Genomic DNA, 13,870 nt, shown 5'->3' on the forward strand with positions numbered 1-13,870 from the left:
CTAGACCCCCTGGCCCGGATTCTTGATCCCGGCGGCAAAGCGGGCGCTGCCCTCCGCCTGCGCCGTGGTCTTCGAGCGGATGGCGAGGTTCACCATCTGGCCGTGGTCCATCGCTTCCTGCCAATCGGTGATGAAGGCGGGGATGCGGTCCAGCGCCTTCTTGCTCTCGGCCAGGGCCACCGGGTCGAAGCGTGCCACCTGTGCGGCCAGGGTCTGGGCGCGCGGCAGCAGCGCCTCCGGCTCCACGCATTCGTTCACCATGCCCCAGCGCTCGGCCGTGGCGCCGTCGATGCGGTTGGTGGTGAGCACCAGCCAGGCCGCCTGCTTGCGGGTGACGCCGGAGAGCTGGATCGCCGGCCCCGCCATGCCGGGATAGGTGGAGAAGCCCATCTCCGGGCAACCGATGCTGGCCCGCGTGCTGGCGATGGCAAGATCGCAGACATTGATGAGCGTGGCGCCGCCGCCCAGCGCCAGCCCGTTCACCGCGGCGATGAAGATGGCCGGGTGCGCGCGGATCGCCATGTTCACGGCGATCCATTCATCGCCCGCGCCCTCGATCCCCGCCTTGCGGTCCTGCTCGCGCTCCTTCAGGTCCATCCCGGCACAGAAGCTGCCGCCGGTGCCCGTGACGATGATGGCGCGCGCCTGGCCGCGCAATTCCTCGAAGGCCCGCAGCAGACCCTGGCGGGAGGCGCGGTCCATGGCATTGCGCTTGTCCTCGCGGTCGATGCGAAGCTGCGCCCAGCCCTCGTGGCGGATTACCTCGATCGGGCCGCTCATGGTGCATCTCCCTCCGGGCCGAATTGCGGCAGGGTGAATCCCCCCCCGGTCCGCCAGGGAAGCGCACCTGGAGCCGCATGCCGATCTTCGCCTGTCCCGGGCCGATGCCTTCCAGATTGGTCAGCAGATAGGGCCCCTCCTCCAGCTTCACCATGGCAACGGGATAGGGCAGCTCGTCCTTCATGCCGTCGAAATAGCCCTGATGGAACACCACGAAGGACCACAACTCGCCACGGCCCGATGCGGTGATCCACTCCCAATCGGGCTTGCCGGTGAAGGGCGAGACCGGGGCGGGCGGGAAGAAGCACTTCCCGGTCGCGGCGCAGCGCTGCAGGATCAGGTGGCCACGGCCGCAGGCCTCCCAGAAGGGCCGGTTCCAATTGTCGAGGAGGGGCTTCGGGCGGGTTGCGAGGCTCATGCGGCCCTCCGCAGGATCAGGCTCTGGGCGATATTGGTGGCACAAATGTATTGCATGGCCTGGGCATCCGGGATCTGCCGCTCGCCGCATTCATGGCGCAACTGGCGCACGCATTCGGCGATGATGCCCCAGCCCTGCATGTAGCTGTCCGAAAGATGTCCGCCGGAGGTATTGGTCGGCCATCGTCCCGTGCCGAGTTGCAAGGCGCCGTCACGCACGAAAGCGCCGCCCTCGCCCTGGTTGCAGAAGCCCAGGCCCTCCAGGCTGAACAGCACCGTCGGCGAGAAATTATCGTAGATGCCAAGGCCCTGGAGATCCTCCCGCCCGATCCCCGCCCGGTCATAGACGCTGCGGGTCGCGCTGAGGCTCGGGTACCAGAAGTCATCCGGGGGTGCGCTGCCATAGTGGAAGGCGTCCTGCCGCGCATAGCCGGAAAGCAGTACCGGCGGCCGCTTCAGGTCGCGCGCGCGCTCGGCGGTGGTCATGATCCAGGCCACCGCGCCGTCATTGATGAGGCAGTAGTCGAGCAGCTTCAGCGGCTCGCAGATCGGCCGCGCCTCTGCGTGCTGCTGCAAGGTGATGGGCCTGCCATGCATCACCGCATCCGGATTGAGGCAGGCATGATGGCGGAAGGCCACGGAAACAGGCCCCAGATCGGCATGCGTCGTGCCGAATTCATGCATGTGCCGCTGCCACATCATGGCGTGGCTGGCGCCCGGGCTGGTCATGCCCCAGGGGCTCCACTGGCTGTCGCCGCCGCCATAGCGCATCCGCACGCTGCGGCCGTTGTTGCCGTAGACCAGGGCGACGTAGTTCGCCGCACCGGTGGCGATGGCCTGCGCCGCCAGCGCCAGCGAGACGGCGGAGAAGCGCCCCGGCGTCTCGGTCAGCAGGCAGTATTGCGGGTTGATCCCCATCATTTCCGCAAAGCGTTCATAGCTCGGGATGCGGCTGACGATCAGCCCATCGATATCACCCGGCTTGAGCCCGGAATCCTCCAGCGCCGCGTTCAGCGCCTCGCAGCCCAGGCCGTAGCTGTCGGTCTCCGGGAAATTGCCGTAACGGGTGGTGCCGATCCCGGCGAAGGCAACCTTGTCGCGCAGCGGCCAGGGCCTGCTGATGGCAGGGGAAGGCAAGGGGGCGTTCATTGGGCTATTTGGGGGCATGGTGCGCCGCCGGATCCTCGGAGGTTTCTTCCAGCCCAAGCCTGCCCCGAGCCGGGCCGCTCCGCCAGCCCCCCCGATCACCTGATTCCGGCGCCCTTCCGCTAATAGACCACCACGGAGCGGATACTCTCGCCGCGCTCCATCAACTCGAAGCCGTGGTTGATCTGCTCAAGGGGCATGGTGTGGGTGATCAGGCTGTCGATGTCGATCTTGCCCTCCATGTACCAGTCCACGATGCGCGGCACATCGGTGCGGCCGCGTGCGCCGCCGAAGGCCGTGCCGCGCCAGTTGCGGCCAGTCACAAGCTGGAAGGGGCGGGTGCTGATCTCCTCGCCGGCGCCGGCCACGCCGATGATGATGCTCTCGCCCCAGCCGCGATGCGTGCATTCCAGCGCCTGGCGCATGACATGCACATTGCCGATGCATTCGAAGGAAAAATCGGCACCGCCCCCTGTGAGGTCGATGATCGCCTGCACCACCTTGTCGCGCCCGACCACATCCGGGTTGATGAAGTCGGTCATGCCGAATTGGCGTGCCATGGCCTCGCGGTCCGGGTTCAGGTCGATGCCGATGATCCTGTCGGCCCCCACCATGCGTGCGCCCTGCAGCACATTGAGCCCGATCCCGCCCAACCCGAAGACTGCCACGTTGGCGCCGGGCCAGACCTTGGCCGTATTGATCACCGCGCCGATGCCGGTGGTGACGCCGCAGCCGATGTAGCAGATCTTGTCGAAGGGCGCGTCCTCACGGATTTTCGCAAGTGCGATCTCGGGCAGCACGGTGAAGTTGGCGAAGGTCGAGCAGCCCATGTAGTGCATGATCTGCGTGCTGTCGCAGCTGAACCGGCTGGTGCCATCCGGCATCACGCCGCGGCCCTGCGTCGCGCGGATCGCGGTGCAGAGATTGCTGCGCCGGCTGAGGCAGGTTTTGCACTGCCGGCATTCCGGCGTGTAGAGCGGGATCACATGGTCGCCGGGCTTCAGGCTGGTAACGCCGGCACCCACCTCCCGCACCACCCCGGCGCCCTCATGGCCGAGAATGGCGGGAAAGAGCCCCTCCGGGTCGCGGCCACTCAGCGTGTACTGGTCGGTGTGGCAGATGCCTGTCGCCATCACCTCAACCAGCACCTCGCCGGCCTGCGGCCCGCCGATCTCGATGGTTTCGATGCTGAGCGGCTTTCCCGCCGCCCAGGCCACCGCCGCGCGTGTCTTCACCGCTACTCTCCTTGCCCGATCAGGCCGCAGATTGGCGGCGCGGCGCCGCCCGGTCCAGCACCCGCAGGAGAAGTTCGGCGCGGCTCACCGGGGCGTCATTCCCGTAGCCATGTGATGGTGCAAGACTTGCGGTCGCCAGTCCAGGGAAGGAAGCCCGCATGACCTTCAGCATCGCCGCGCGCTGCGCGGAAACCGGCGCGCTTGGCGTTGCGGTGGCAACCTATTCGCTGGCCTGCGGTGCCCGCGCCCAGGCCTCGGCGGGGCATGGGGCGGTGATGAGCCAGGGCTTCGCCGACCCGACCCTCGGCACCACCGCCATCCGACTGCTGCGGCAGGGGCTGCCGGCGCCCGAGGTGATGGCGCGGCTGCGCCAGGGCGACCCGGATTTCGAATGGCGCCAGCTCAGCCTGGTTGATGCCGAGGGCCGTGCGGTGGGCCATACCGGGCGCCATACCCGTGCCTGGAGCGGTCAGGCCGAGGGCGAGGATTGCGTCGCCTGCGGCAATGTCCTGGCCGGGGAGGGGGTGGTGCAGGCGATGGTCCGCGGCTTCGAGGCATCGCGCGGCCAATCCCTCGCCGAAAGGTTGCTGCGGGCACTGGAGGGCGCGCGCGAGGCCGGCGGCCAGCGCGGTGCCGATGGCCCGATGCCGGAGCGTTCGGCGGCGTTGAAGGTAGTACTGGCCGAGGAACATCCGCTGCGCGACCTGCGGGTGGATTTCTCACCCTCCGCCATCACCGATCTCCGCCGGCTGCATGACGAATACGAACGCATGGCACCCTTCTACGAGTTGCGCTGGCGGCGCCCGGCCGAAACACCGCCGCAGGATGCCTGGATGCGCAGATTTCAGCCGCGATAGGCTGCCGTATCGGTGACATAACCCGCCGCCAGATCCGCGGCCAGCGCCGCCGGCGCGCGCTCGCGCGGTGCGCCATGCCCGCCGCCACCTGGCGTGGCGAGGGCGACGCTATCGCCCGCCCGCAGCACATATTGCCGCTTGGGATCGGTCCGCTCGCCATTGATCCGCAACTCGCCCGGCGCGCCCGGCCCGCCGCCCTCGATGCCGAAAGCCGGGAAGATGGTGCGCTCGGCGAGGAAGGAGACGGCGATCGGCGTCTCGCTGCGGCACTCGATCAGGATCTCCTGGCCCAGCCCACCGCGATGCCGCCCCGGCCCGCCGCTATCCGGACGCAGCCGCTTGTGGCGGAAGCGCAGCGGCGCGATGTGCTCGCTGATCTCGATCGAGGTGGAGGAGACGTTGGAGGGCCAGGAAAGGCAAGTGACGCCATCGCCCCGGACATTGCCGCCCATGCCGCCATTGTAGAAGAACATGTTGGCGTAGGGTCGGCCTCCGGCACGAACGCCGCTCTGGTTCATGCCCCACATCGGCGAGCCGCAGGCCGCCATCACCCGCTCCGGCACCACCTGGCCGAGGCAGCCGAAGACCAGCATCGGCAGGTAATGCCCGATCAGCATGCGCGAGCCGCCGGGCGAGGGGAATTGCGGGTTGACGATGCAGCCCGGCGGTGCCTTCACCCGGATCGGCCGCCAGGCGCCCTCGTTGTTCGGCAGGCCGGGATTGGTGCAGACCTTCACCCCGTACATGCACATCGCATAGGTGTAGCAGAGCGCGCAGTTGATGGCGCGATCCACCTGCGCGTCGGTGCCGGCGAAATCCATCTCGATCTCGTCGCCCCGGATGGTAAGCGCCAGGCGGATGGTGATGGGCGTATCCAGCAGCCCGTCGGTCTGCAATTCGCTGCGGTAGGTGCCGTCCGGCAGGGCTGCAATGGCGCTGCGCATCGCCGTCTCGCAGCGGCCCTGAATCTCGCGCGCGAGCTCGGTGAGGTCGGGCAGTGCGTAATTCTCCATCAGCGCCAGCAACCGATCCTCCATCAGGTCCAGCGCCACCACCTGCGCCCAGAGGTCGCCGAGCGTCTGGTCCGGCGTGCGCACATTCTGCCGGATCATTGCCACCAGGGTCGGGTCGGTCTCGCCACGCCGCATGAGCTTCAGCGGCGGGATCTGCAAGCCTTCCTCGAAAACCTCGCGCGGCTCCGGGCTGCGGATCTTGCCGCCGATATCGGGCGCATGGGCGGTGCTGGCGCTGAAGGCCACCAACCGGCCGCCGCGGAAGATCGGCTTCGCCACGGTGATGTCCGGCAGATGCCCGGTGCCGAGCCAGAGGTCGTTGGTGATGAGCACATCGCCCGGTTCAAGCTGTTCCGGCGGGAAGAAGCGCAGGAAATGCTTCACCGTCTCCGGCAGGGTGCCGATGAAGCTCGGGATGCTTTCGGTTGCCTGCACCAGGGATTGGCCCGTGGCATCGGTAACGACGCAGGAGAAATCGTAGCTCTCCCGCACCAGGGTGGAGAAGCTGGTCCGCACCAGCGCCGCCGCTGCCTCATCCACCAGCGAGATCAGGCGTCGCCAGAGTAGTTCCAGCTCCACCGCGTCGAAGCTGCGCACCATCTATGCAATCTCCGCCAGGATGGACCCGTCCGGCAGCACGCGCGCGGTGGCGCCCGGGCCGATGATGAAGGTGCTCTCGCTTTCCTCGAACACCGCCGGGCCGATGATCTGCGCGCCAACTTCCAGCGCGTAGCGGTCAAAGACCGGCGTCGGCAGCATGCCGCCGGCCTCGGGGAAAAAGACCGGCCGGCTGCCCTTCCGCGCCGCGCCCGCCGGATGCCGTGGCAGTTCGAGCCGCCCGCCAGCGCCTGGCATCGGCGCCGTCACGGAAAGCCGCAGCGCCACGAATTGCGCGGCGGCACCAGGCGGCGTCCGCACGAAGAGGGCGCGGTAGGCGGCATCGAAGGCCCGGCGCACCGTTGCGGCCTCCAGGCGCTCCGGCATCGGCACGGTGATCTCGCTGCCCTGCCCGATATAGCGCATATCCGCCAGGCGCCGGACCTGGCCGGCCTGCCGCGCCCCGGTCTCGCGCAGCACTGCCAGCGCCTCCTGCTCCAGCCCCGCGAAGAGCCGTTCCGCTGCCGCGAGGTCGGCGCCCTCCAGCGCGGCATTGAAGCTGGCAACACGGTCCACCCGGGCCGGCGCCATCAGCATGCCGATCGTGCTGCCCGCGCCGGCGCCCGGCGGGCAGACCACGCGCTTCACCCCAAGCTTCCGCGCCACATGCCAGGCATGCACCGGCGCCGCGCCGCCGGTCGCCAGCAGCGCATATTCCTGCGGCACCCGGCCGCGTTCGGCGATCGCCACGCGCGCCGCGCCGGCCATGTTTTCGTTCACCACGTCATGCACGCCGAAAGCCGCGCGCGCCGGCTCAACCTCCAGCGCCGCCGCCAGCCGCCCAAGTGCCGCATCCGCCGCGCCTGCATCGATCCGCATGGCACCGCCGAGGAAGAAATCCGCGTTGAGATAACCCAGCGCCAGATCCGCATCGGTCACCGTGGGCTGCTCACCGCCGCGTCCGTAGCAGGCCGGTCCCGGCTGCGCGCCGCTGCTCTCCGGTCCCACCTGCAAGGTGCCGAGGTCGCTGCGCCGCGCGATGGAGCCGCCGCCCGCGCCGATCTCGATCAGTTCCACCGTGGCGATCTGGATCGGCAGCCCGCTACCGCGCAGGAAGCGCCGCTCCCGCGCTGCCTCGAACCCCCAGGCCACCAACGGTTCTCCACCATCCACCAACGCGAGCTTGGCTGTGGTGCCGCCCATGTCGAAGGCCAGCACGCGGTCGAGCCCGGCATTGCGGCCAAACCAGGCACCGGCCAGGGCGCCGGCCGCCGGGCCGCTTTCCAGCAACTGCACTGGCAGGCGCTTGGCCTCCGCCACATGCGTCAGCCCGCCATTCGACAGCATCAGGAACAGGCCGCCCGGGATGCCGGCCCTACGCAGCGCGGCCTCCAGTCTTTCGAGATAGGCTTCGGCGAGGGGCCGCACGTAAGCGTTGGCGACGGTGGTGCTGGCGCGCGGATATTCCCGAATCTCCGGCGCGATCTCCGAGGAAAGGGACAGCGAAAGCGACGGGAAATGGCGCTCCACCGCCTCCGCCACCCTTCTTTCATGCACGGGATTGGCATAGGCATGCAGCAAGACGATCGCCAGGCTCTCCACCCCTGCGGCCACCAGCACCTCGACCTCGCGCAGCGCTCCATCCAGGTCGAGCGGGATCTCCACGCCGCCATCCGGTGCCAGCCGCTCCCGCACCTCGCGCCGCCAGGGGCGTGGCACCAGCGGCCGCGGCATTTCCAGGAAAAGATCGTAAAGCTCGTATTTCCGCTCCCGCGCGATCTCCAGCACGTCAGCGAAACCAGCCGTGGTGAGCAGCCCGGTCGGCGCGCCCTTCCGTTCGATCAGCGCATTGGTGAAGAGCGTGGTGGCATGCACCACCCGGCCGATTTCCTCGGGCCGGACACCGGCCCTGGCCAGAACCTGCCGCGTACCTTCCAGCGCGCCGCGCGCCGGGTCGTCCGGCGTCGTGCTTTCCTTCCAGATCACCGCGCGGCCATCGCGCGGGTCGAGGATGACGAGGTCGGTGAAGGTGCCCCCGATATCGATGCCGAGGGACAGAGAGGCGGTCATCGGAACATCCTGGTCATTCGGCGCGGATATTGCCCTGCGCCGCCACCCGCGACCAGCGCTCCCGATCGCGGCGGATATGTGCGGCGAAGGCAGGACCGTCCTCCGGGATCGCCGCCAGGCCGCGCCCGGCCAGAACCTGCGTGGTGGCAGGATCGGCCATGGCCTCCAGGAACAGCCGCGCCAGCGCCTGCGCCACCTCCGGCGGCAACCCGGCCGGCCCGACCAGCCCGAACCAATTGCTTATGTCCAGCGCCGGCAGGTCCCTGGTCAGCAGCGGCAGATCCGGCACAAGGGGCGAGGGTTGCGTTGCCGCCAGCGCCAGGGCGCGGATCTGCCCGCCGTGGATCGCCGGCGCCACCTCCGCCACATTGGCGAACATGATGTCGACCCGCCCGCCGGCGAGGTCGAGCGCCGCCGGCGCCCCGCCGCGATAGGAGACATGCAACAGCCGCAAGCCGGCTTCGGCCGCGAAATGCTCGGCCGCGAGTTGGTTGGTGGAGCCATTGCCCGTCGAGGCATAGCTCACCTCGCCCGGTCGCGCCTTGGCGTAGGCCACCAGTTCCGCCACCGTGCCGAAGGGCGCGTCGGGCCGCGCCACCAGCGCCATGGGCGTGCCTGCCAGGTTGCAGACCGGCAGCAATTCTCGGTCGAGATCGAGCGGAATCTGCGAGCCCGGCACCGCCGGGGCCACGCTCATCGAGCCCATGATGCAGATGCCCACGGTATGCCCGTCCGGCACCGCCCGCGCCACCGCCTGCAGGGCTATGAAGCCGAGCGCGCCGCTGCGGATCTCCACCACCGCCGCATGGCCGGTGCGGCGCTGGACGGCATCGGCCGCGATGCGCGCCACCAGATCCGCGGCGCCGCCAGCGGCGAAACCCACCACGATGCGAATGGGCTGGCGCGGCGCCCAATCCGCCCGCACCGATGGGGCAGCGAGCAGGGCAGGCATGGCAAGCAGGCTGCGACGATACATGCTCCGCGTCCTTCCTGGTGCAGCGGCGGGCCTTCCCAGTCTCGCCGCGTTTCCTTCGGTATGGTCGTGGCTGGCGGGACGCAGCTTCGACGAAACCCGGAGCGGGGTCCAGCGCCCGATGCCGGACTGCGGGGTTGACGCGGCGAAGCACCGGGCAGGATGCTGCGGCGGAATGCGCCGGAAGTGCGCGCCCGGCCCGGCCGGGAATGGGAGGTGCCAAGAATGCGCAGTCTAGCGATGACGCTGCTTGCGGTCCTGTTGCTGGCCCGCCCTGCCATGGCGGGATTCCCGGACCGGCCGCTGCGCATCCTGGGCGGCTTCGCGGCCGGCGGCACCAGCGACCTTGTCGCCCGCATCGTGGCGGAGGCGATCTCGCCCGGCCTCGGCCAGCGCGTGGTGGTGGAGAACCGCACGGGTGCCAGCGGCATGATCGCCGCCGAGGCGATGGTCCGCGCCCCGCATGACGGCTACACGGTCTTCCAATGCGCCAGCCTGGTCACGGTGCTGCCGGAACTGCCGGGCATGCGGCTGCCGGTCGATACCTGGCAGGACATGGTGCCGGTTGCCAATGTCGCGCATTCCAACCAAGCGATGGTGGTGAAGGCCAGCGCGCCCTGGCGGAACGTGGCGGAGTTCATCGCCGCGGCGCGGGCGCGACCAGGTGCGCTCACCTATGCCAGCAGCGGCATCGGCGCGCTCTCGCATCTTTCGGGGGCGCGGCTGGAGCAGCTTGCCGGCATCCGCATGGTGCATGTGCCCTATCGGGGTGCGGCGCTCGGCGTGGTGGATGTGATGGGCGGGCGGGCGGATACCATCATCACCAATCTCGGCGATGTGGTCGGGCAGGTGCGAGGCGGCGGATTGCGGCTGCTCGGCTTTGCCGATGGCATCGGCTCGCCGCTGTTCCCGGGTGTGCCGCAGATCAAGGCCACGGTGCCTGGCTATGAGATCAGCGGCTGGTTCGGCATCTGCGGCCCGCGCGACATGCCGGCCGAGGCGCTGGAGCGCTGGCAGCGGGCCATGGGCCAGGCGCTGGCCGAGCCGCAATGGCAGCGCCGCCTGCAGGAGAACGGGCTGATCCCGCGCTTCGAGGACCCCGCCGCCTTCGCCCGCACCATGCAGCAGGACCGGCAGGTTTGGCGGGAGACGATCCGCGCCGCGAATATCCGTGTCGAATAGCCGAAGGGAAACCGCCATGTCGCGCCTTCTTGCCCGAACCGCCCTGCTTGCCGCCGCGTTCGGCACGCTGCTTGCCGCCCCGCCCGCATCCGCACAGGAGCGGACCATCCGCGTCCTCAGCGGTGCCTCCGCTGGCGGCTCCTCGGATTTCGTCACCCGGCTCGTGGCGGAGGCGGTGGGGCCGCTGCTCGGCGCCCGCGCCGTGGTGGAGAACCGCACCGGGGTGAATGGCACGATCGCGGCGGCCGAGGTGGCCCGCAGCGCGCCCGATGGCTATACCGTCTTCACCTGCCCGATGAGCACCATGACGATCACGCCCCAGCTCATCGGCGCCAACCTGCCGATCGACCCGGCGGCGGAGCTGACGCCCATCGCCACGGTCGCGCTTTCCTCCTACGGTTTCGTGGTGGCGGCCAATGGCCCCTACCGCAGCGTGCAGGACGTGCTGGATGCGGCGAAGCGCCGGCCTGGTCAGATTTCCTTCGCCAGCGCCGGAGTCGGCTCCGCCCAGCACCTCCAGGGCGAGTTGCTGCAGCAGAAGACGGGTGTGCGGATGACGCATGTGCCCTATCGCGGCGCCACGCCCGCGGTGGTGGATATCCTCGGCGGCCGCACCGACTTCATGATGACCAACATGGCCGACATCACCCGCCAGGTGCAGGACGGCGGGCTGCGGCTGCTGGCGATCAGCGACGATGGCGGGTCGCCGCTGTTTCCTGATGTGCCGCCACTCTCGCGCCTGATCCCGGGCTTCGATGTCGTGGGTTGGTTCGCCATCTGCGGCCAGAAGGCCATGGCACCCGAGACGGTGCGGCGCTGGGAGGGGGCGATCCGCCAGGCGATGACGGAACCGGGGCTGGTCCGCCGCATGGCCGAGGGCGGGCTCACGCCCCGCTTCGAGGATACGGCGACCCTGACGCGCCGGCTGGAGGCCGACCGCCGGCAATGGCGGGAGGTGATCCAGAGCGTGAATCTGCGGGCCGATTAGCGGCATGCGCCCCCCCGCTCCTCGCCACGCTGCTGGCGGCCTGCCGCGCGGTGACCCGCGCGGCAGGGGTGAGGATCGCTCCCGTTCAGAGCCCCGCCGACGCCGCTGCATCCAACAAGGCTCCGGGATCAAACAGATAGGGCCGAAGCCCTATCCTGGCAGCAGCACCATCACTGCCGCCTGGGCGGCGATGCCCTCTCCGCGGCCAGTGAAGCCCAGCCGCTCGGTCGTGGTGGCCTTCACCCCCACCAAGCCCGGCCTCACCCCCAGCAACTCCGCCAGGCGCGCCTGCATGGACGCGGCATGCGGGCCGATGCGTGGCCGCTCGCAGAGCAGGGTCACATCCGCATTGGCCAGCACGCCGCCGCGCGCCGCGATCCGGCCGGCGGCATGGCGGAGGAATTGCGCGCTGTCGGCATCCTTCCAGCGCATCTCGCTGGGCGGGAAGTGGCGGCCGATATCGCCCTCCGCCAGCGCGCCATAGATCGCATCGCAGAGCGCATGGATGCCGACATCGGCGTCCGAATGCCCCTCCAGCCCGAATTCGCAGGGCACCGTCACGCCACACAGCACCATGGGGCGGCCGACGGCGATCCGGTGCACGTCGAAGCCGGTGCCCACGCGCGGCAGCAGCCGCGCCGCCAGCATGGCGGAAACACGGTCGAGATCCTCCGGGAAGGTGATCTTCACGTTCGTCTCCGAGCCCTCGACCAGCGCGACTGCCTCGCCCGCCGCTTCCAATAATTGCGCATCATCCGTCGCCTCGGCCGAGGCCGCGTGATGCGCCGCCAGCAGTATGGGGAAGCGAAAGGCCTGGGGCGTCTGGGCGCGGAACAGGCCGGTGCGTGGAACGGTTGCCAGGATATGTCCGGCCTCGCCGCGCTTCAGCGTATCCGCCACCGGCTGGGCAGGAATCGCGCCGGGCGCGTGCTCCAGCGCCGCCAGCAGCCGTGGGATGGTCCCGCGTGGCACCACCGGCCGGGCCGCGTCATGCACCAATACCATTGCCGGCGGTGGCTTGCGTGCCGCCAGGGCCTCCAGCCCGGCGCGGACGCTGTCCTGGCGGGTGGCGCCGCCGGGAATAGGGGGCAGGGTGGGCAGGCCTTGCAGCAGGGCCGCCACTTCCGCCGCCTCGCCGGGGGGGCAGACCGGCTGGATCAGCGTCACGGCGCCATCGGCGAGCAGGGCCTCCGCCGCATGCCGCAACACGGGGCGGCCGAGCAGGGGCAGGTATTGTTTCGGAACCTCGGACCCGAAGCGGCTGCCTCGGCCCGCGGCCATCAGCAGGGCAACGGTTGTCATGGTGGCGGAACCTAGCCTCCGTTCCCGGTTTGCGACAGGGGGCTGCGCAGGCTGCTTCGCCACCATGGGTGTGGCGCGTTGCCGAATGGCATCACTTCGCCTATTTTGCCCAAATCATGAGCAGCCTCATACCCGAGCCCCAGGTCCAGACCACCCCGATGCCTGGATTGCAGCCGCTCGACCTTGGCGGCGTGCGGATCGGCATGCCGGTCTATCTGGCGCCGATGTCGGGCGTGACCGATCTGCCCTTCCGCCGTCTCGCCCGCCGCCTCGGCACCGGCATGGTGGTCAGCGAAATGATCGCCAGCCAGGCCATGGTGCGGGAGAACCGGCAGACCCTGAAGATGGCGGAGGTGGACGGCTTCGGTGCCCCCTCCGCGGTGCAGCTTGCCGGCTGCGATCCGGCGGTGATGGCGGAGGCGGCGCGGTTGGCGGTGGATCATGGCGCCGCCGTGGTGGATATCAATTTCGGTTGCCCGGTGAAGAAGGTGGCGCTCGGCCAGCAGGCCGGCAGCGCCCTGATGCGGGACGAGGTGGCCGCCGCCCGCATCCTGGAGGCAACCGCCCGCGCCGTTCCGGTCCCGGTGACGCTCAAGATGCGGATGGGCTGGGACCATGCCAGCCTGAACGCGCCGCGCCTCGCCCGCATCGCCGAGGAAAGCGGTATCCGGCTGGTCACGGTGCATGGCCGGACGCGCCAGCAGTTCTACACCGGTACCGCCGACTGGGCTTTCGTCGCGCAGGTCAAGCAGGCGGTGGGCATCCCGGTGCTGGTCAATGGCGATATTCTGACGCCGCAGCATGCGGCCGAGGCGCTCCGGCAATCCGGGGCCGATGGGGTGATGCTCGGCCGCGGCTGCTACGGCCGGCCCTGGTTCCCGCGCCAGGTGGCGGAGTATCTGGCCACCGGCATCCCACCGGCGGAACCCGCCCTGGCCGAGCAGCTCGCGGTGCTGCTGGAGCATTACCGGGACATGCTGGCGCATCATGGCACGCAGACCGGGGTGCGCCTCGCCCGCAAGCATGTCGCCTGGTATTCCAAGGGGCTGCCCGGCTCGGCCGAGTTCCGGGCGGGAGTGAACCAGGTGGATACGCCGCAGGCGGTCGAGGCGCTGATCCACGCCTATTACCAGCCCCTGCTGGACCGCGGCCTGGAGACGGTGCGGGCGGAGTTCCATGCCCGCGGCCTGGCGCATGGCGCGGATGCGGACCGGATGGCAGCATGAGCGACGCCATCCTCGCCCCTCCGTGCAGCAGGAAGGCGGCATCATCGCGCGCTCTCAAGCCGCGGGCGCTGCTGCCCGACGCCG

General features: G+C 69.7%; 11 protein-coding genes and 1 pseudogene. 4 read left to right on the forward strand and 8 right to left on the reverse strand.

Annotated elements, in window-relative coordinates:
* The 4 genes and pseudogenes from KSF81_RS29780 to KSF81_RS15515 all read right to left on the reverse strand — a co-directional run bounded on the left by KSF81_RS29780 (position 1) and on the right by KSF81_RS15515 (position 3,578).
* Positions 1-780: an enoyl-CoA hydratase/isomerase family protein gene (locus tag KSF81_RS29780; RefSeq protein WP_254453550.1), complete on the reverse strand. Its 780-nt coding sequence runs from the start codon at positions 778-780 to the stop codon at positions 1-3.
* A 70-nt stretch (positions 781-850) separates the two neighbouring features.
* Positions 851-1,288: pseudogene (locus tag KSF81_RS32190) on the reverse strand (Zn-ribbon domain-containing OB-fold protein); the annotation flags it as partial.
* Positions 1,195-2,334, reverse strand: coding sequence for a thiolase family protein (locus tag KSF81_RS15510; protein ID WP_217379758.1), 1,140 nt, complete (start codon positions 2,332-2,334; stop codon positions 1,195-1,197). The pseudogene KSF81_RS32190 and the gene KSF81_RS15510, both read right to left, overlap by 94 nt.
* 131 nt (positions 2,335-2,465) lie before the next feature.
* Positions 2,466-3,578, reverse strand: a complete 1,113-nt coding sequence (locus KSF81_RS15515; RefSeq protein ID WP_217379759.1) for an S-(hydroxymethyl)glutathione dehydrogenase/class III alcohol dehydrogenase — start codon at positions 3,576-3,578, stop codon at positions 2,466-2,468.
* Positions 3,579-3,736: 158 nt separating this feature from the next.
* Here KSF81_RS15515 and KSF81_RS15520 point away from each other — a divergent pair, with 158 nt between their 5' ends.
* Positions 3,737-4,435, forward strand: coding sequence for a DUF1028 domain-containing protein (locus KSF81_RS15520; RefSeq protein WP_217379760.1), 699 nt, complete (start codon positions 3,737-3,739; stop codon positions 4,433-4,435).
* Here the strand turns inward: KSF81_RS15520 and KSF81_RS15525 are convergent.
* The 3 genes from KSF81_RS15525 to KSF81_RS15535 are packed head-to-tail and all read right to left on the reverse strand — an operon-like array spanning position 4,423 to position 9,091.
* Entirely contained in the window at positions 4,423-6,048 is a 1,626-nt protein-coding gene (locus KSF81_RS15525; protein ID WP_217379761.1) for a hydantoinase B/oxoprolinase family protein, read from the reverse strand. The genes KSF81_RS15520 and KSF81_RS15525 overlap by 13 nt on opposite strands.
* Positions 6,049-8,115, reverse strand: coding sequence for a hydantoinase/oxoprolinase family protein (locus KSF81_RS15530; protein ID WP_217379762.1), 2,067 nt, complete (start codon positions 8,113-8,115; stop codon positions 6,049-6,051).
* Between the two features lie 13 nt (positions 8,116-8,128).
* A complete protein-coding gene (locus KSF81_RS15535) occupies positions 8,129-9,091 on the reverse strand; it encodes a tripartite tricarboxylate transporter substrate binding protein (RefSeq protein ID WP_217379763.1) in 963 nt (320 codons plus the stop codon).
* 237 nt (positions 9,092-9,328) lie between these two features.
* On the opposite strand from KSF81_RS15535, the gene KSF81_RS15540 reads away from it, so the two are divergent.
* Both KSF81_RS15540 and KSF81_RS15545 read left to right on the forward strand, forming a co-directional pair.
* Positions 9,329-10,270: a tripartite tricarboxylate transporter substrate binding protein gene (locus KSF81_RS15540; protein WP_217379764.1), complete on the forward strand. Its 942-nt coding sequence runs from the start codon at positions 9,329-9,331 to the stop codon at positions 10,268-10,270.
* A gap of 16 nt (positions 10,271-10,286) precedes the next feature.
* Positions 10,287-11,258, forward strand: a complete 972-nt coding sequence (locus KSF81_RS15545) for a tripartite tricarboxylate transporter substrate binding protein (RefSeq protein ID WP_217379765.1) — start codon at positions 10,287-10,289, stop codon at positions 11,256-11,258.
* 150 nt (positions 11,259-11,408) lie between these two features.
* Here KSF81_RS15545 and KSF81_RS15550 read toward each other — a convergent pair whose 3' ends face one another.
* Complete coding sequence (locus KSF81_RS15550; RefSeq protein WP_217379766.1) at positions 11,409-12,560, reverse strand: bifunctional 2-C-methyl-D-erythritol 4-phosphate cytidylyltransferase/2-C-methyl-D-erythritol 2,4-cyclodiphosphate synthase; 1,152 nt, start codon at positions 12,558-12,560, stop codon at positions 11,409-11,411.
* Between the two features lie 116 nt (positions 12,561-12,676).
* Here KSF81_RS15550 and dusB point away from each other — a divergent pair, with 116 nt between their 5' ends.
* Positions 12,677-13,786 carry a tRNA dihydrouridine synthase DusB gene (gene dusB, locus KSF81_RS15555; RefSeq protein ID WP_254453551.1) on the forward strand — a complete coding sequence of 370 codons (1,110 nt, stop codon included), beginning with the start codon at positions 12,677-12,679 and terminating at the stop codon, positions 13,784-13,786.
* The last annotated feature ends 84 nt before the right edge of the window (positions 13,787-13,870 follow it).

It is taken from the genome of Siccirubricoccus sp. G192 (assembly GCF_019084075.1).
In the GTDB taxonomy this organism is placed as follows: Bacteria; Pseudomonadota; Alphaproteobacteria; order Acetobacterales; family Acetobacteraceae; genus G192.